The sequence below is a fragment of the Nocardia flavorosea NBRC 108225 genome (assembly GCF_001613385.1).
Lineage (GTDB): Bacteria > Actinomycetota > Actinomycetes > Mycobacteriales > Mycobacteriaceae > Nocardia > Nocardia flavorosea.
In genome coordinates this window covers 13,441-30,619 of sequence record NZ_BDCG01000001.1, presented here as the reverse complement: position 1 = coordinate 30,619, position 17,179 = coordinate 13,441, and the positions used below count along the sequence as shown (strand labels likewise).

General features: G+C 67.6%; 15 protein-coding genes. 7 read left to right on the top strand and 8 right to left on the bottom strand.

Going from position 1 to position 17,179, the window contains the following annotated elements; translation table 11 throughout:
• Positions 1–26 precede the first annotated feature (26 nt).
• From NFL01S_RS00140 to NFL01S_RS00115, 5 genes are all read right to left on the bottom strand, one after another.
• A complete protein-coding gene (locus NFL01S_RS00140) occupies positions 27–998 on the bottom strand; it encodes an alpha/beta hydrolase (protein WP_062970372.1) in 972 nt (323 codons plus the stop codon).
• A gap of 70 nt (positions 999–1,068) precedes the next feature.
• Entirely contained in the window at positions 1,069–2,694 is a 1,626-nt protein-coding gene (locus NFL01S_RS00135; RefSeq protein WP_084492288.1) for a flavin-containing monooxygenase, read from the bottom strand.
• A 700-nt stretch (positions 2,695–3,394) separates the two neighbouring features.
• Positions 3,395–4,351, bottom strand: a complete 957-nt coding sequence (locus NFL01S_RS00125; RefSeq protein ID WP_062970193.1) for a VOC family protein — start codon at positions 4,349–4,351, stop codon at positions 3,395–3,397.
• Positions 4,352–4,380: 29 nt separating this feature from the next.
• Positions 4,381–5,565, bottom strand: a complete 1,185-nt coding sequence (locus NFL01S_RS00120) for an acyl-CoA dehydrogenase family protein (protein WP_062970191.1) — start codon at positions 5,563–5,565, stop codon at positions 4,381–4,383.
• Between the two features lie 51 nt (positions 5,566–5,616).
• Positions 5,617–6,795: a 3-ketosteroid-9-alpha-monooxygenase, oxygenase component gene (locus NFL01S_RS00115; protein ID WP_062970189.1), complete on the bottom strand. Its 1,179-nt coding sequence runs from the start codon at positions 6,793–6,795 to the stop codon at positions 5,617–5,619.
• Between the two features lie 317 nt (positions 6,796–7,112).
• Between NFL01S_RS00115 and NFL01S_RS00110 the strand changes: the two genes are divergently transcribed.
• Positions 7,113–7,913, top strand: a complete 801-nt coding sequence (locus tag NFL01S_RS00110; protein ID WP_062970188.1) for an IclR family transcriptional regulator — start codon at positions 7,113–7,115, stop codon at positions 7,911–7,913.
• A 242-nt stretch (positions 7,914–8,155) separates the two neighbouring features.
• On the opposite strand, the gene NFL01S_RS00105 is transcribed toward NFL01S_RS00110, so the two are convergent.
• The 3 genes from NFL01S_RS00105 to NFL01S_RS00095 all read right to left on the bottom strand — a co-directional run bounded on the left by NFL01S_RS00105 (position 8,156) and on the right by NFL01S_RS00095 (position 10,979).
• Entirely contained in the window at positions 8,156–9,721 is a 1,566-nt protein-coding gene (locus NFL01S_RS00105) for an FAD-dependent oxidoreductase (protein ID WP_062970186.1), read from the bottom strand.
• Positions 9,722–9,813: 92 nt separating this feature from the next.
• The gene (locus tag NFL01S_RS00100) at positions 9,814–10,224 is read right to left on the bottom strand and encodes a VOC family protein (RefSeq protein ID WP_062970184.1); all 411 of its coding nucleotides are present in this window, start codon (positions 10,222–10,224) and stop codon (positions 9,814–9,816) included.
• On the bottom strand, positions 10,221–10,979 hold the full coding sequence (locus NFL01S_RS00095) for an SDR family NAD(P)-dependent oxidoreductase (protein ID WP_062970182.1): 759 nt from the start codon (positions 10,977–10,979) through the stop codon (positions 10,221–10,223). The genes NFL01S_RS00100 and NFL01S_RS00095 overlap by 4 nt, the downstream gene beginning before the upstream one ends.
• Positions 10,980–11,111: 132 nt before the next feature.
• Here NFL01S_RS00095 and NFL01S_RS00090 point away from each other — a divergent pair, with 132 nt between their 5' ends.
• The 6 genes from NFL01S_RS00090 to NFL01S_RS00065 are packed head-to-tail and all read left to right on the top strand — an operon-like array spanning position 11,112 to position 17,128.
• On the top strand, positions 11,112–11,912 hold the full coding sequence (locus NFL01S_RS00090) for an enoyl-CoA hydratase-related protein (RefSeq protein WP_157116096.1): 801 nt from the start codon (positions 11,112–11,114) through the stop codon (positions 11,910–11,912).
• Positions 11,909–13,069 (top strand): acyl-CoA dehydrogenase family protein, encoded by a 1,161-nt coding sequence (locus tag NFL01S_RS00085; RefSeq protein ID WP_062970369.1) that lies wholly within the window; start codon positions 11,909–11,911, stop codon positions 13,067–13,069. The genes NFL01S_RS00090 and NFL01S_RS00085 overlap by 4 nt, the downstream gene beginning before the upstream one ends.
• Positions 13,066–14,172, top strand: a complete 1,107-nt coding sequence (locus NFL01S_RS00080; RefSeq protein ID WP_062970180.1) for an acyl-CoA dehydrogenase family protein — start codon at positions 13,066–13,068, stop codon at positions 14,170–14,172. The genes NFL01S_RS00085 and NFL01S_RS00080 overlap by 4 nt, the downstream gene beginning before the upstream one ends.
• Positions 14,169–15,443 (top strand): CaiB/BaiF CoA transferase family protein, encoded by a 1,275-nt coding sequence (locus NFL01S_RS00075; RefSeq protein ID WP_062970178.1) that lies wholly within the window; start codon positions 14,169–14,171, stop codon positions 15,441–15,443. Before NFL01S_RS00080 ends, NFL01S_RS00075 begins: the two co-directional genes overlap by 4 nt.
• Entirely contained in the window at positions 15,440–16,168 is a 729-nt protein-coding gene (locus tag NFL01S_RS00070; protein ID WP_062970176.1) for a GntR family transcriptional regulator, read from the top strand. The genes NFL01S_RS00075 and NFL01S_RS00070 overlap by 4 nt, the downstream gene beginning before the upstream one ends.
• A 3-nt stretch (positions 16,169–16,171) precedes the next feature.
• The gene (locus tag NFL01S_RS00065) at positions 16,172–17,128 is read left to right on the top strand and encodes an alpha/beta hydrolase (protein ID WP_062970174.1); all 957 of its coding nucleotides are present in this window, start codon (positions 16,172–16,174) and stop codon (positions 17,126–17,128) included.
• Positions 17,129–17,179: the final 51 nt, after the last annotated feature.

Here is a 17,179-nt window from a genome sequence, read left to right as displayed (position 1 = left end):
TGATTCGGCGTCCGCCCCGGTTCTCGTCACCCGGCCGCACCGCTCACCTCGGTGGCCGTATCGGCCGCCAGCACGTCCCGCATCATCTGCCACAGCTTTTCGCGGGCCTGCCCGGTGAGCGATAGCGACGGGAAGGTCAGGAAACCGTGGAAAAGCCCGTCGAAACGGTGCGCAGTGACCGGAACCCCGGCGTCCGCGAGCTGCCGGGCGTAGTCGTCGCCGGCCGAGCACGGCGGATCGAGTTCGGCGGTCGCGACGATCGCCCGGGGCAGTCCGGCCAATGATTCGGCGCGGGTCGGGACCAGATACGGGCTGTCGGTTCCGTGCGGGGCGTACTGCTGCCAGTACCAGCGCATCGCCTTGGTCGTGTTGTAGTAGTTCTCGCCGTAGAGCCGGTAGGACTCGGTGGTGAAATCGTCGTCGATCACCGGGTAGAGCAGAACCTGCGCCGCGATCGCCGGCCCACCGCGATCGCGGGCGGCCAGGCTCACGGTCGCCGCCAGATTTCCACCGGCACTGTCACCGGCGACCACCAGCCGGTTCGGGTCGCCGCCGAACTCCGCGGCGTGTCCGGCGGTCCACTGCACCGCGGCGTACATATCCTCCAGCGCGGCCGGTCCGGGATGCTCGGGGGCCCGCCGGTAATCGACCGAGACCACCACGACGTCGACTGCCGCGGCCATCGACCGGCAGAACTCGTCGTGACTGTCGAGATCGCAGAAGACGAAGCCGCCGCCGTGGGCGAACACCACCACCGGCCGCGGACCGGTGCCGCCGTGCGGTACGTACACGCGGACTGCCAGTTCCCCGCCCGGGCCGTCGATCATCCGCTCCCGCGCCATCCGCATCTGCGGCTCTCGCGTCAACGGTGCGCGGCGCGAGGCGATGATCTCGCGTAACTCGGCCGCCGTGTGCTGGGTGACATCCGGAAACGATTCCAGTGCCGCCAGCATCGCTTCGACATCCGGATGTAGGTCGGACCTTCGTTGTCCGCCCATCTCGACCACGTCCTCACATTTCGTCGTATAGGAAAGGCGCGCTCGCGCCACGGAATTCGGTACGGATCGGTCAGTTGTCCGCCGACGCGGCCCGGCCGTCGAGTGCGAAACCTTTGTATCCGGCCGCCGCTACTTCGGCGCAGATCGTGTTGTAGTTGCCGAAACCACCGATATAGGGCATGAAAACGCGTGGCTTACCGGGGATATTCGCGCCCATATACCAGGAATTCGCGGTCGGGAACAGGGTCCCCGCGGCCTTGGCATTGCATTCGGCCACCCAGTCGTCGGCCGCTTCCCGGGTCGCCTCGATCGTTGCGATCTCGTGGGAATCCAGATGGTCCATACAGGACGCGACCCAGTCGACGTGCTGCTCGGCCATCAGCACCATATTCGCGAGCACACTGGGGCTGCCGGGACCGGAGAGGATGAACATATTCGGAAAACCGTCGACGGCCAGCCCGAGGTAGGTTCGCGGCCCCGCAGACCACTCGGCTGTCAGTGCCCGGCCGTCCCGGCCGCGTATATCGATCCGCGACAGCGAACCGGTCATCGCGTCGAATCCGGTCGCGAAGATGAGAATATCCAGGTCATAGGACGCTTCGCCGGTCCGCACACCGGACGCGGTGATCTCGGTGATCGGCGTGCGCCGCAGGTTGACCAGTGTCACGTTGTCCCGGTTGTAGGTCTGGAAATACCCCGTATCGGTGACGATCCGCTTGGTGCCGATGGGGTGATCGTCGGGGATCAACTGCTCTGCGACCTCCGGGTCCGCCACCATTTCCCGGATCTTCGCTTCGACGTATACCCGCGCGGTGTCGTTTGCCGCCTTGCTCACCATCTGATCCGGGAACGCCTTGGTGAACAGATATCCACCGCGCTGCCACCATTCGTCGTACACCCGGGTCCGTTCGGCCTCGTCGACCTCCATCGCCCCTTTGGGGTGCGGACTGTTCGGTGTGCCACCACCACTGATCCGGGACAACCGGCGCCGCTCGGCATAATTGGCCTTCACCTCGGCGAGGACATCATCGGTCAATCGCCGATTCCCCGCCGGGATCGAATAATTGGGGCTGCGCTGGAATACGACGACCTGATCGGCCGCTTCCGCAATAACCGGTATCGCCTGGATACCGGATGATCCCGTTCCGATCACGCCCACGCGCTTTCCGGCGAAATCTACCGGCTCGTGCGGCCATTCACCGGTGTGATAGCTCTCGCCCGCAAAGGTGTCCCGGCCCGGGATATCCGGTTTGTTGGTGGCCGACAGTACGCCCGTCGCCAGAATGCAGAATCGGGCGGTAATTGTCTTTCCCGTATCGGTGGTGACCGTCCACCGTCCGGCCTTCTCGTCGTAGACCGCCGAGGTCACCCGGGTCAGGAAATCGTAGGCCGACCGCAGATCGTGACGATCGGCGACATGGTCGAGGTAGCGCAGGATCTCCTCTTGCGTGGCGAACCGTTCGGTCCAGGTCCATTCCTGCTGCAACTGGTCGTCGAACGAGTAGGAGTAATCGATGCTCTCGACATCGCATCGGGCACCCGGGTACCGATTGTGATACCAGGTGCCGCCCACTCCCTCGGCGGATTCGAAGCCCTGCACGCGCATACCGCGCTGCCGGAACTTGTACACCGCGTACAGGCCGGAGATCCCGGCACCGACGACGACGGCATCGAAATCGCTGTCCTGGGTTGTCACAACATTCACTTCCCTCGCTGAGGTACCTGCGTTCGAAGCCAAAATTAAGGGCCCCACGGCGCGAGTCGAGCGTGTGTTCCCACCCAGCGGTCCTCCAATTCGAGTCGTACCGCCGGCGGGGTGGCGATCGTCCCGGTGGCGACACCGCGGGTCGTACCTCCGGGCTTCGGAATCGCCCGCCGGGCCCGCACCGGATTCGGCGGCGGGGTTTCATCGGCAGCGGCCACCCGCGCCTGAACCCATGGCGGCGGTTGTCCTCCGGACACGGCCGCCGAGCTCCGCCGACGGCTCGCGGCCGTGGTGCGCACGGTGGCGACCTGCGATACCGCCGGAGGCCCGCCCGGGTTGCCGAGCCGCGTGCCCTGGTCAACCCGCCCGGCGCGGCCGGCTCCCGTGGCAATGACCCGTATGGCCGAATAGTTTCTCTCGGCTCGAGAGGCAAGTCCCGCGGATACGCCCCTGTCCGGGCTCGACGGCCTGGCCCACCGGTTCGACGGCCTGGCACGGCCCGTCCGGTGCCCCGGCGCCATCGACCGCGCAGCGGGCACGACCCCTTCGGCACACCGACTCTGCCTGGCGACCGGCCGACTCGCAGATTCGTCGGCCGGCCCGTCAGTAGGACTACGGCTCCTGTGGTGCTTGTGTACCGTCCCGGGACACTCGGCCGCCCGGGGGGGTGCTCACCGGAATTGCCGCGGGTTCAGGCTCGCGCCGTTTCCCCCTCGCCGGCTTCCGCTGCCGCCGCGGCCCGCTGCGCTTCCTTCATCTCCCGGGCCCACAGCCATTCGTGACCCCAGTAGCTGTCGGCGGTGATCTCCTCGGCGGTGTAGTAGGTCTCGTCGACGGGCCGGCCGCCGGTGCCGTATTCGATATCCCAGCCGCCGGGTACCCGCACGTAGAAGGAGATCATCTTGTCGTTCGTATGCCGGCCCAATGTCGAGGACACCGGGAAATCGCGGGCCATGACCTGGTCGTAGGCGCGGCCGACCGCGTCGAGCTCGTCCACCTCGACCATGACGTGGATCAGTCCCGGATCGCGACCCTCCATGCTGGGCATGATCGCCAGGCTGTGATGGCGCTGGTTCACGCCCATGAACCGGATCCGCAGCGGGCCTGCTTCCGGCGGGGCCTGCATCCGGAAGGCGCCGCGGGACAGGAAGCCCAGTGTCTCGGTGTAGAAGGTGAACGATTCGTCGAAGTTGGTCGTGGGCATCACCACATGGCCCAGGCCCTGCTCGCCGGTGACGAACTTCTGGCCGTACTTGGTGATGACCGGGCTGTGCTCGAGCACGGCCCCGTAGAAGAATTCCAGCGGTGTGCCGCCGGGGTCTTTCATGCAGATACCGGCCTCGACTTTGCGCCGGTCGGCCAGCTCCTGGGTCATGGGCGTATACGCGAACCCGGCCTCGTCCAGGGTGGCGGTCAGCCGGCGCAACGCGAGCGCGTCCCGCACTTCCCAGCCGACCGCGGTCACCCGGTCGACCTCACCGTGTTCGACGGTGATGCGCGAGGCGCGCTCGTCCATCCGGAAGTGCAGGGCGTCGGTTTCGTCACCGAAACCCGGTGCGAAACCCAGGACGTCGAATCCGAGTTCGCGCCAGCGTTCCATATCGGTGGCCTGAACCCGTACGTATCCGAGCGCTTTGATTTCCGTCATCGTGTGTCTGTATTCCTTTCCGGGGCTGGTCAGATCATCACGCGCAGTGGTCCCTCGGGGACCTCCACACCGAGCGACGCCATGGCCGCCGCGTGATAGGTGGTGCTGGTGACGTGGATGGCGTGGTGCAGGCCGGCGTGGGCGTCGCGCCAGAACCGCTGGAGTGCGTTGTCCATCCGCAGCGCGTTGCCGCCCGCCCGGTCGAAGATCTCGTCGGCGGCGCGGACCGCCCGCCATGCGGCGCGGGCCTGATCGCGGCGTACCGCGGCACGGGTTTCGAAGTCGATCTCCTCGCCGCGGTCGACCTTGTCCCAGATACGGTCGACATTGGCCAGCAGTTGCTGGCGGGCCGCATCGATCTCCGAGGCGGCCTCGCCGAGCGCGTGCAGAACGTACGGATCGTCCTTGACGAGCGTGCCGGTCGCACCGACCCGGTTGCGCTGATAGTCGACGCCCGCCGCGAGCACGCCCTCGCAGATACCGATCGTCGCAGAGGTGATACCCAGCGGGAACATGGTGGACCAGGGCATTTTGTAGAGCGTTTCCGTGACGCCGTAATCTTTCGCCGCAGTACCGTCGATAACCTTCCCCCCGTCCATCACCCGGTAGTTCGGGATGAAGGCGTTCTCGACGATGATGTCCTTGCTGCCGGTGCCGCGCAGGCCGACTACATCCCAGGAATCCGCGACGATCTCATAGTCCGTCCGGGGCAGAATGACGTGCAGGCTCTGCGGCGGCATCAACGGTTTGCCGTCGGCGCCACCCACCATGGCGCCGAGGAAAATCCAGTCACAATGATCGGTGCCGGAGGAGAATTGCCAGCGGCCGTTCATCACATAACCGTCGCCTGTCGGCACGGCGACACCGCCGGGCATGTACGGCGAGGCCTGCCAGGTATCGCTGTCGGTGCCGAGGATCTCCTCCTGCACCCTGGGATCAGCGAAAGCGAGCTGCCAGGGATGCACACCCACAATGCCGCCGACCCAACCGGCGGAACCGTAGATACTCGCGGTCTTCATCACGGTTTCGGCGAACTCGCGCGGATGCGCCTCGTAACCGTTGTATTTCTTGCGCTGCAACAACCGGATGATCCCGGCGTCCTTCAGGCCTTTGGCCATATCGTCGGGCAGGCGGCCGAGGGAATCCCCCTCGGCCGCGCCGGCGCAGATCTCGTCGGCGATGGCGACGATTTTGTCGAGCACTTCGTAGGACATCGGAACTCCTGGTCCGGGTATCTGGAAATCTGGATCGGTTCGGGTCAGTGGTCAGGCGGACGCGGCCTGAAGGTGTGCCGGGATGGCGCTGCGGCCCGCGGCCAGGTTTGCGTCGACCTCGGCTTGCCAATTCTGCAGGGCCCGTTCGGTATCGATTTCGAACTCGAACCGGTTGACCATCTCCGGCTTGATGTCCTCGATATCGACGTAGAACTGTTCATACCAACGGCGTAACTGGTAGACCGGGCCGTCTTCTTCGCACAACAGCGGATTGTCGATCCGCGATTTGTTCTGCCAGATCTGCACGTCCTGTTCGAAGCCGATCGCGACGCCTTTGGCCACGGCGGCGGCGACCTCCTCCGCCGCGGCATCATCCATCCCGGTCGGCTTCTCCACCATCACGCCGTACTGCAGCCGGAACGAGGTCGGGGTGATCGGATAGTGACAGTTGATCAGGTAGATATTGGGTTCACCGGCGCCGGCCCGGCCGCCACTCCAGAGCTTGTCCACCATGTACGAAGGCCCGTAATAGGAGGCATCCGACTGACTTTCGGTGCTGTAGTTCGTACTGGTACTGACTCCCGCCGCATCGGCACGCGGGCGGGACCGCATGATCTGCGTCGCCGTATGACCCTCGAAGACGTTCCGGAAATAGGTCGGCATGCCGTAGTGGACGTAGAAGAAATGCGCCATATCGACGACGTTGTCGACGATTTCGCGGCAGTGCGAACCCTCGACCACGATCGAGTTCCACACCCAGTCCGTCCATCCCGGATCGCCGTAGGTGGGGATCGCCGGAATCTCCAGCTCGGCGGGCGGCTTGCTGCCCTGCGGGTCGTTCCAGACGAACAACTGCCCGCTGACCTCCAAGGTCGGCCACGCCTTGGTCCGCGCCAGCGGCGGCACGCGGCGGGCGTACGGGATGGACGCGCATTTCCCGTCCCCCCGCCACCGCCAGTCGTGGAACGGACAGGCGATATCGTTGCCCTTCACGGTGCCGTGGGCCAGATTGCCACCCATATGCGGGCAGAACGCGTTGAGGACATTCACCTTCCCGTCCTCGCCGCGGTATACGACGAGTTCGGTGCCGAATGCGGAAATCTGATGCGGGCGGCCATCGTCGAAGTCACGGGTCAGACCGAGGCAGTGCCAGCCCCGGGCATAACGCGCGGGCGGCGCGCCGGTGTCGATGACACGGACTTGGTTGCCGGTGTTGGTCGTGGGACTCACGATACCTCCTGGTCAGATGTTGCGACCGCGGACCTCGTCGCAGTGTGTCCACCTTCGCAGCCGATAAGGCGGTGTGACGCGGATCTCCTGCTGAGTGGGACCTTTTTCCGACCGGGCCGGGCACGGGCCTCCGGCAGCCTACGGTCCGGGCCGAGGCGATCCGGGCCGGCGTCTCGCTGATCGGGAGACTCGCTCGGCTCCGGATGCGGACGCATGCCATCGTCGAGCACGACGCTCGTCACGGTGCTTTGAACAGGACCCACACGCGGTAGTACCGTGACTCACGTCACAGAGCTGTGATGCGTGCTGGAGGTCGAATGAGAACATCAAGCCCCGCCGGGGTGCCGGTCTCGGTGGTCGAGCGGATATCCCTCGTGCTGGAGACCTTCAACGGAGCGGGTCCGCTCACTCTCGCCCAGGTCACCTCCCGCACCGGCCTGCCGCGCTCGTCGGTCCATCGGCTCCTGGAACAGCTCACGAACACCGGCTGGCTCGCACGCTCCCCCGAACAGACCTACGAGCTCGGGGTCAAGGCTTACGAAATGGGCCAGGCCGCGCTCAACCAGAACCGCCTGTTGCACGGCGCCCGGCCGATCATGCAGGCGTTCGCGCACCGCACCGGGCTCACCATCCAGCTCGCCGTTATCAGCCGCGGCGACACCGTCTATCTGGCCAAAGTCAACGGCCGCGCCTCCGGTCCCACTCCCACGGCCGTCGGGCAGCGGGTACCCGCCCATCTCACCGCGGTGGGTAAGGCACAGCTCGCATTCGCCGAACAGTCCGGCCGCCGGCCGCTCTTCGGCGAACTCCGGCGCACCGGCGAGGGAGCACCGGCCCGGCGCACACCACAGAGTGTCACCACCGAGGCCCAGCTCGCGGACGATCTGGCTGCCGTCCGTAATCGGGGCGCGGCGTTCGATCGCGGTGAGGCATTCCCCGGTCTCGGTTGCGTCGGCGTCTCCCTCGGGCCGCCCGACCACGTCTACGGCAACCTGGCCGGGATCTCGGTGTGCGCACCGGTCACCTCGCTCGACTACCGCACACTGGTGGGCCAGGTGCGGGTAGCGGCGCGCGAGATCTGGGATCGGTGCGTCGCGATGGACCTCGCGTCCCATTAGGCCGTCGTCACCCTGCTGCGCCCGGACAGCCACACGGCGGCAGAATCCACGCTCGTCGTCCTCGCGTGGGCAGACCGCGCGGATCAGCAGAGAATTTCTGAAAAAAAACTTTCGACAGAATTCTGGTATCCAGAGACCCGTTCAGCGGGATATGCGATCGCCCCGGGCGGAATGGCCTTGTATGTCGAATGAGCACAGCAAGAACAAGGTTCGAATCCGACCCAGGTTCGGACTCTTTCGCGTCAGGACGGCGTGACGGCCCCTGTCTCGCCTATCCGTGTGGCCATTTTCGCCACGGCGCGATAGGCCATCACCATGCCGGAGCCGAGTGGGACACCGGGACCGGGGTAGACCTCACCCGAGACCGAGGCGGAGGAGTTGCCCGCGGCGTAGAGGCCGGTGATCACCGAGCCGTCCGGCCGCTGCACCGCACCATCCCGGTTGATCACCGCACCGCCCTTCGTTCCGAGGTCACCGGCGACCAGCCGCACCGCATGGAACCGGGTTCCACCGAGCGGCCGCAGGCACTGCGCCGCATCGGTCGCACCGACGAAGAACCGCCCGAACGGGTCCTCGCCGCGGTGGAAATCCTCGTCCGAACCGCGCTCGGCCAGTTCATTGAACCGGTCGACGGTCGCACTCAGTTCCGCCGGGTCGATACCCAGCGACCGGGCGAGATCCGCGACGGTCTCGGCGGTATGCCACAGGCCGGCCGCCGTCAACTCGCCGCGGTCGGGTTCGGGAACGCAGATCGCGGGCAGCCGGTCACCGGAGCTGTTGTCGAAGACGAACCAGAATTCCTCGCTGCCGGCCGCCATCTGCGCGCGCATCGCACGGCCCATCTGGTCATAGGGCAGCATCTCGTCGGCGAACCGGCGACCCCGCCCATCGACGATGATCCCGGAACGCATGCCGAGAGTGAAGGCAGCATGCCCGTTGGGAAACGGGGTCGCGGGGCACCACCACGATTGATCCAGGAGGTCGAGCGCGGCGCCTACCGCGCTCAGCATCACGACGGCGTCACCGCCGCCGGTGCGTGGATGCGAGGACGACCAGTCGGCCGTCGGCATGTTCTGCCAGCGTTTGCGCAGCTCCGCCGAGCGTTCGAACCCACCCGCGGCGAGCAGGACCCCGGCCCGCGCCCGAATCCGCGTCTGGGCACCGTCGGGGGTGGCCGCAACCACTCCGGTCACCTCGCCGGATTGGTCCTGCACCAGACGCTCGGCACCGGTCGACAACAGCAGGTCGGCGCGCCCCGTCGCATCCAGGGCGAGCACCATTCGCGCGATCCAGGCCTGGCCCCCGTCGAGGGTGGACCGGTCGGCGGCTGCGCCGAACTGGTCAGCGGCCACCGTCGGCCGCACATCGGCCAGCCGATCACCGACCTCGCCGGCCGAGATGGGGCCGGCGAAAATACTGCGGCCGTTATCGCTTCGACCGGGTGCGTCGAAGTAATCAGGGAACGGCCGGTGGTCGAGCGGGATGCCCACGGTGTTCTCGAGAAAGTCGGCGACGACCGGACCGGTTTCGAGGTAGGCCCGCTGCACCTCCGGCCGCGTCCGGTCGCCGACCACGGCGCCGAAGTAGGTGAGTCCCTTCTCGACGGTGTCGTCCACGCCCTGCCGCGCGAGCACATGGTTTCCGGGCAGCCAGACGCTGCCGCCCGAATACGCCGACGTTCCGCCGAAACGGTCCGTCTTCTCGATCACGCAGGTCGACAGACCCCGGTGGGCGGCGGCCAGCGCTCCGGCGAGGGCGGCCCCGCCGGAGCCCACCACCACTACGTCATACGTTTTGTCCCACGTCATCGTCGACTGCACTCCCTGCCACTGTTCCCGGTGAGATGCCGAGACGTTAGAGGAGGGCTGAGGCGTGGTACCGGCCTGCTCCCGCTGAGTGGTTACACCGATTCGCTCGGCCGCCCGACCAGTTCGATCTGGTACCCGTCGGGGTCTCTCAGGATGGCTATGGTCACCCCACCGAATTCTGGGAGCACGGTGACCGGTTTCTCCTCGGTGCCGCCGTACCGGCAGGCGCGGGCGAGGAGTCCGGGAACGTCCGGAGTGTTGAGAACGAGCTTCACGAACATATTGCCGGGTTGCGGAGGCTGTGGCTCGTCGCGCGGTGCTACGAGTTCGATGCCGGCCGGGCCGGCACGCAGGATCACCGCGTCGAAGGTGGCCGTGGCGAACTCACGTTCCACCTCGAAGCCGCATCCGGCGGTGTAGAACTCCGTCGATTTCGCGAGGTCGGTGACCCGGAACGCGCTCAGTGACAGGACCGTTGCGGCCGGTGCCGATGTACCGCTCATCGGGTCTGCGACCCACCGTTGAAGTCCAGGGTCTGGCCGGTCATCCCCCCGGACTCGTTCGAGGCCAGGTACGCGCAGAAAGCCCCGACCTCGATCGGATCGCCGAGCCGCCCGATCGGGATGGTCGCGATGATCTTGTCGATCATCTCCGGGGTCATTTTCTCCGCCAGGTTGGCCTGCTGACCGAGTGCGACGATATTCGCCGTCACCCCGTACCGGCCGTTCTCCGCCGCCAGATGCCGGATGAAACCCTCGATACCGCTCTTGCCGGTGGCATACATCGAGTAGTTGATGTTCTGCCCCGTTCGCGCCGAGCCCGACGAGATCTGCACGATCCGGCCCCAACCGGCATCACACATACCGTCGAGCACCGCCTTGATGCAGTTCATCGCACCGTAGATGTTGAGATCGATCGACGGCGGCCACTGATCCGGGGTGAGCTCGCGGAACGGCTTGATAACTCTCGTCTCCGCGACCCCGGCATTGTTCACCAGGATGTTCACCTGCCCGCCCAGTTCGGCTTCGGCGGCGCGGACGGCCGCGACGGTCGCCTCGTAATCGGTGACGTCGAACGCCTTCGCGATCGCCTTGTTGCCCTCGGCAACGATTTTCGCGGCAACCCGGTCGGCGCGCTCATCGAACAGATCGTTGACGATCACCGTGGCGCCCTGGCGCGCGAGAACGGTCGCGATCCCTTCACCGACGCTCTGACCTGCTCCGGACACCAGGGCGATCCGCCCGTTCAACTCGAACACGAGTGCTCCTCTCTGCCGCCGCCGGAGAGCCCCGGGGGCGCTTTTCGCTGCTGCCAACCTTCCGGGCCCGCACCACAGATTGTCAATCAATAGTGGATTTTATTTTGGATCCAATCTGCTACGGTCGGGTCCATGATGCCAGACGATCCGGTCGGCGATCCGCCGGTGGCCTCGGTTTCGACCGAGTTCACCGGCGGTGTCGCGCAGCTGACCCTCGACAATCCCCGCCGCAAGAACGCGATCACCCTCGAGATGGCCGCGCTCATCGGCGAATTCTGCGATCGGGTGGAAAACGATCCCACCATCGGCGCGGTAGTCGTCCGTTCCGCCGGCGCGTACTTCTGCAGTGGCGCGGATACCCGCGATCTCGCGGCCTCCTCCGCCGATCCGGCGTCTCCCGAGGCCGTGCGCCGTACCTCGGCGGTCTACGGCGCCTTCGTGCGCGTCGGGTCCCTGCCGGTGCCCACGATCGCCCGGGTCGTCGGCGGCGCCGTCGGCGCGGGCCTCAACCTGGCTCTGGCCGCCGACATCATGGTGGTGACCCCGGATTCGGTGCTGGACAGCGGGTTCCTGGCCCGCAATATCCACCCCGGCGGCGGCCACCTCGCCCTGCTCGGCCGCGCGGTCGGCTGGTCCCGGACCGTGGCACTGGCCGCATGCGGACGCTCGATGACCGGCACCGAGGCCGCCGCCTGCGGCCTCGCCTATGCCGCCGTCCCCGAAGCCGATCTCGATACGCTCATCGCCGAGCTCACCGCCGCGCCGGCCGCCGATCCCGAACTCGCCCGGCGGATCATGACCAGCGCCCGCCTCGAACTCGGGCCGCCGGCGGTCAGCTGGTCGTCGGCACTCGAGATCGAACGCGGCGTGCAGATGTGGTCGATGTCGCGCAAGGGGCAGGCATCCTGGTCGTCGCGTGGTCCGGGCCGATGACGGCCGCCGAAGCCGGATCGCCGGTGGCCGAGAGCCCGGAACTGCACGCGCTGCGCACCGAGGTGCGCGCGTTCCTGAACGATCAGCTCGCGTCGGGCGCTTTCGTTCCGGCCGTGGACAATTGGATGAGCGGATTCGATCCGGAGTTCAGTGCCCGGCTCGGAGAGCAGGGCTGGCTCGGGATGACACTGCCGCCGGCCTACGGCGGTCACGACAGATCCCCGGTCGAACGTTTCGTGGTGACCGAGGAACTCCTCGCCCACGGTGCCCCTGTCGCCGCGCACTGGATCGCCGACCGCCAGATGGCACCGGGGATCCTCGCCAACGGCACCGAGGAGCAGAAGAAGCGCTATCTGCCCGGCATCGCCGCGGGGACATTGTTCTTCGCGATCGGCATGAGTGAACCCGATGCCGGGTCCGATCTCGCCGCCGTCCGCACCCGGGCTGTTGCCCACGACGACGGCTCCTGGACACTCACCGGCACCAAGGTGTGGACCACCGGCGCGCATATGGCGCACGCCATGGTGCTCCTCGCCCGCAGCGACGGCGAACCCGGTGACCGGCAGGCCGGGCTGTCCCAGTTCCTGGTGGACCTGCCCCACCCTGATATCGAGGTGCGACCGCTGCGCAGTATCGACGGCGAGGCGCATTTCAACGAGGTGATCTTCCACGACGCGCACGTCGGGCCGGAAGCACTGCTGGGCCGGCGGGGCGAAGGCTGGGCCCAGGTGATGCGTGAGCTCGCGTTCGAACGCTCCGGTCCCGAACGGTACCTGTCCACGATGCCGCTGCTACGGGCCTGGGCCGATGAACTGCGCCGGTCGGGAGCCACCGAGGAACAGCGGGTCACGCTGGGTTCGCTCACCGCGCGCGCCTGGGCGCTGCGCCGGATGTCATTGTCGGTGGCGACCGAACTGGCCACGGGAGGCCGGCCCGATGTGCGCGCGGCGATGGTGAAAGACCTCGGCTCGGCCTTCGAGGGCGACCTCGTGGAGGCGGTGCGGGCCGCCTGCACCACCGACCCCCGGCGCACCGGCGGCGATCCCTTCGCCCGCCTGCTGGCGAACAGCATGCTGCATATTCCGGCGTTCACACTACGTGGCGGGACGAACGAGATTCTTCGCGGAATCGTCGCCCGCGGAATGGGATTGCGATGACGGACCCGAATTCCGAACTACGCGCGACGACCCGGGCGATGATCGAGCGGGCGGGCGTGGACACCACCACTCCCGCCGCCGGTGTGGACAGTGCTGTCTGGTCGGCGCTCACCGAGGCCGGTTTCACCGGGGTCGGTATCCCCGAAGACCACGACGGCAGCGGCGGCACCCTCGCGGAGGCGCTCACCGTCGTCTCGGCCGCGGTCACCGGCGGTGCGCTCACCATGCTCATCGAGCACACCGTGCTGGCCCGCTGGCTGGCGGCCCGCTGCGGTATTTCCCTGGGCGCGTATACAGCGACGATCGCCCGCGCGGAGACCGATGCCGTGATCCGTGAAACCGAAGACAGCGGGCTCGTGCTGGACGGCTCGGCGCGAGCGGTGGTGCACGGCCCCGACGCCGACCGGCTGGTGATACTGCTCGACACGGACGCCGCCGACCGCCGCCCCGCGGTCGCGATCCTCTCCCCCGCCGGCACCGGCGTCACCGCTACCCCCGGGACAGATCTGCTCGGTGCCGCGATGGCCGATTACGACTTCGATGCCGCCGCGGTCGAGTCGTATGCCGAATCCCCGGTAGACGGCACCGAACTCGGTGAACGCGGAGCACTGGCCTACGCCGTCGCGCTGGCCGCGGCAGCGCGCGCGGTCTGCGACCGGACCGTGGACTACGCCGGACAGCGCACCCAGTTCGGTCGCCCGCTGAGCAAATTCCAGGCCGTGCAGCAGCGGCTCGCCGGCCTGGCGGCACTGACCGCGCTCACGGAAACAGCCGCCGAAACCGCGGTGGCCGAGAAAGCCGGCACGCACCCGGACCGGGCCCGGACCGCGATCGCCGCCGCCAAAGTGGTGACCTCCGAATCGGCCCGGGAGATCGCCGCCGCGGGCCACCAGCTCCACGGCGCGATCGGTTTCACCGCCGAACATCCGCTCGGCCGATCCACCACGGCACTGCTGGCCTGGCGGGAACGGTACGGCTCGGAACGCTACTGGGCCGGTGTCCTGGCCGGCCGAATCCTCGAGGGCGGCGCCGACGTCTGGGACCTCGTGACCGGCTCCGGTCACGAGGGCACCGCCGCGGCGGCAGAAGGGAACACTCGATGACCGTCACCACGCACGCCGCGCACGATCCGACCGCGCCTGCTATCGACGGCCGGGCCGCCTGGCGCGCCGCAGACACGGCCACCGGCAAGGGGGTACTCACCGGAGTGCGGGTACTCGACCTGAGCCGAGTACTCGCCGGTCCCTACACCGCCCAGATCCTGGCCGACCACGGCGCCGAGGTCATCAAAGTGGAAGCGCCCACCGGGGACGAGACCCGCGGCTGGGGCCCACCCTTCCTCGAATCCGGTGCGAGCAGCGCCTACTACGCGAGCCTCAACCACAGCAAGGACAACATCAGTCTGGACCTGCGCACCGACGCGGGCCGGGAGATCCTCGCGCACCTGCTCGCCGGCGCCGATATCGTGATCGAGAACTTCAAGGCGGGCACCATGGCGCGCTGGGGATTCGATTACGAAACCTTGCTCAGTGAACAGCATCCACAGATGATCTACTGCCGGATCACGGGTTTCGGTGTAGACGGGCCGATGGGGGGACTGCCCGGCTACGACGCGGTACTGCAATCCTTCGGCGGCCTGATGAGCATCAACGGCTATCCCGACGGCAACCCGCTGCGGGTCGGGATCCCCATCGTCGATATCGTCGCCGCCAATATGGCGGTGAGCGGCATCCTGCTGGCGATGCTCGAACGCGGGCGCAGCGGGCTGGGGCAGCTGGTTGATATCACGCTTCTGGACTCCGTCGTCTCCATCCTGCACCCGCATGCGTCCAACTGGATGGTGGGCGGCAAGGTGCCCCAGCGGACCGGCGATTTCCATCCGACCGTGGCGCCGTACCAGGTTTTCCGGGCCGCGAACGGCGATTTCTTCGTGAGCGCGGCCAACAACCGCCAGTTCCGTTCGCTCGCCGAAACTCTCGGGCTCCCCGGTCTCGCCGACGATCCACGCTTCGCGGACAACAGCGATCGTTACGCCCACCGGGAAGAATTAGTGGCAATGCTCGGCGAGCGCATCGCGCAGTATTCGCGCGAGGACCTGGGCCGGCGGCTCGAAGAAGCCGGCGTACCCGCGAGCCCGGTCCACACGGTCGCCGAAGCGCTGCAGTCCGCACAAGTCCGGCATCGCGGCCTGTTCATCGATGACGACGACTATCGCGGAATCGGTGTCCCGATCGCCCTGGGCCGATCGCCCCGGCGCCGGCCGCGGCCCGCCGTCCCCCTCGGCTCCGACACGACCGCTGTCCTCGCCGCGATGGGTTACGGCACCGATCGCATCGAGGAACTCCGCGGGGCTGGTATCTTCGGACACCCGTGAGCAGACCCAGCGGAGATACCGCGCCCGCCGACCGCGGGCGCGACAGCGAACGGGCGGCGGCACGAGTCGTCGAAGAGATCGAACGACTCATCGTCACCGGTGAACTCCTGCCCGGACAGCCGATCCGCCAAGTGCTGATGGCCGAACGCCTCGGCGTCAGCCGGCTCCCCATCCGGGAGGCGCTGCGCCAGCTCGCCGCGGCCGGGCTGGTCGACCACGAACACAATGTGGGCTACACGGTCGCGCGGCTGCGGCAATCGGATTTCGACCAGATCTATCTGATGCGGGCAGCTCTCGAACGGGAGATCATCGCCACCCTGCCCCGGTTCACCGACGAGGCGCTCGACGAGGTCCGCCGCCTCGGCGAGCTCGTCGTCGAAGCCGCCGAACACGGCGATCTGCTGGCGATGCGGCTGCACAACCATGCCTTCCACTTCGCCATTTTCGAACAGTCCCCGCTGAACCTGGTCGTCGCCGAAGTGCGCCGGCTGTGGACGCTCGCGATGCCGTACCACGCCGCGTACCTGTACGACCCCGCCGCCCGCGCGCGGGTGATCGCCGAACACGACCAGATGATCGAGGCGCTCGACGACCACGACAACGACCGCCTCGGGGAATTGATGAACCTGCACCGCCGGGGCGGGGAAACCAGTGCCGAGGTCATGCTCAGCGCCACCCGCACCATGGTGCGCAGACCGCCCGACCCCGCCGACCGCGAGGAATAGCCGATGTCCACACCGACTGATACCACCCCCGCCCAGCCGACCTGGGATCCCGACGTGGCCGCGATCATCGCGCGTTCGAGCCGGTCCGGATCGTTGCGTGCCGTCGGAGTGGAGGGCGCCCGCCGCGCGCTGGAATCGATCGAACGCCCAGCCGGGCCCCAGATGCAGTCGGTCCGCGACGCCACCGTCGACGGCCCGCACGGCCCGATCCCGCTGCGCTTATACCGCCCACCGGCCGCCCCGCCGGAGAACGCACCGGCCCTGGTGTGGTTCCACGGCGGCGGCATGATCATGGGTTCGCTGCACTCGTTCGACCGCCTGGCCCGCGATATCGCCGACGCCACCGGCGCCGTCGTCTGCAATGTCGACTACCGGCTCGCCCCCGAACACCGCTACCCCGTCGCCAACGACGAGGCCTACGCCGCCCTGCACTGGCTCACGGACAACGCCACCGACCAGGGCGTGGACCCGGCCCGCATCGGCGTCGGCGGCGACAGTGCCGGCGGCAGCCTGGCCACCGCCACCGCCCTGCGCAGCCGCGACGAGAACGGTCCGGCCATCGCCCAGCAGGTGCTGTTCTATCCCGGCCTCGAACGCCGCACCGACCGCCCCTCCATGCGCGAGTTCGGCGATTCACCGTTCCTCACCGCCGAGGACATCGACTGGATGAAGAACCTCTACCTCGGCGACGACCCCGCCACCGACGACTCCTACGGTGTCCCCGCCCTCACCGACTCTCTGGCAGGCCTCCCCCCGGCAATCCTCGCCGTCGGATACGGCGACCCCCTCCGCGACGCCGTAGAGGCCTACGGCGATCGACTCCGCGCGGCCGGCGTCCCCACTGCCCAGCTCCGTTACCCCGGCATGGGCCACGGGTTTGCTATGCAGGCCCCGTCGGTTGCCCGGGCGCGGGCGGCGATATCAGAGGTGGGCGCCCTGGTCGCGGCACGATTCCGATAACTGCGCAATTCGAGGACTCACGGGCGCGGTTCATTGCCCGACAATGTTTCC

Coding starts and splice junctions, on each gene's coding strand:
- NFL01S_RS00140 (WP_062970372.1), bottom strand. CDS start 998: ATGGGCGGACAACGAAGGTCCGACCTACATCCGGATGTCGAAGCGATG.
- NFL01S_RS00125 (WP_062970193.1), bottom strand. CDS start 4,351: ATGACGGAAATCAAAGCGCTCGGATACGTACGGGTTCAGGCCACCGAT.
- NFL01S_RS00120 (WP_062970191.1), bottom strand. CDS start 5,565: ATGTCCTACGAAGTGCTCGACAAAATCGTCGCCATCGCCGACGAGATC.
- NFL01S_RS00110 (WP_062970188.1), top strand. CDS start 7,113: ATGAGAACATCAAGCCCCGCCGGGGTGCCGGTCTCGGTGGTCGAGCGG.
- NFL01S_RS00105 (WP_062970186.1), bottom strand. CDS start 9,721: ATGACGTGGGACAAAACGTATGACGTAGTGGTGGTGGGCTCCGGCGGG.
- NFL01S_RS00100 (WP_062970184.1), bottom strand. CDS start 10,224: ATGAGCGGTACATCGGCACCGGCCGCAACGGTCCTGTCACTGAGCGCG.
- NFL01S_RS00090 (WP_157116096.1), top strand. CDS start 11,112: ATGATGCCAGACGATCCGGTCGGCGATCCGCCGGTGGCCTCGGTTTCG.
- NFL01S_RS00085 (WP_062970369.1), top strand. CDS start 11,909: ATGACGGCCGCCGAAGCCGGATCGCCGGTGGCCGAGAGCCCGGAACTG.
- NFL01S_RS00080 (WP_062970180.1), top strand. CDS start 13,066: ATGACGGACCCGAATTCCGAACTACGCGCGACGACCCGGGCGATGATC.
- NFL01S_RS00075 (WP_062970178.1), top strand. CDS start 14,169: ATGACCGTCACCACGCACGCCGCGCACGATCCGACCGCGCCTGCTATC.
- NFL01S_RS00065 (WP_062970174.1), top strand. CDS start 16,172: ATGTCCACACCGACTGATACCACCCCCGCCCAGCCGACCTGGGATCCC.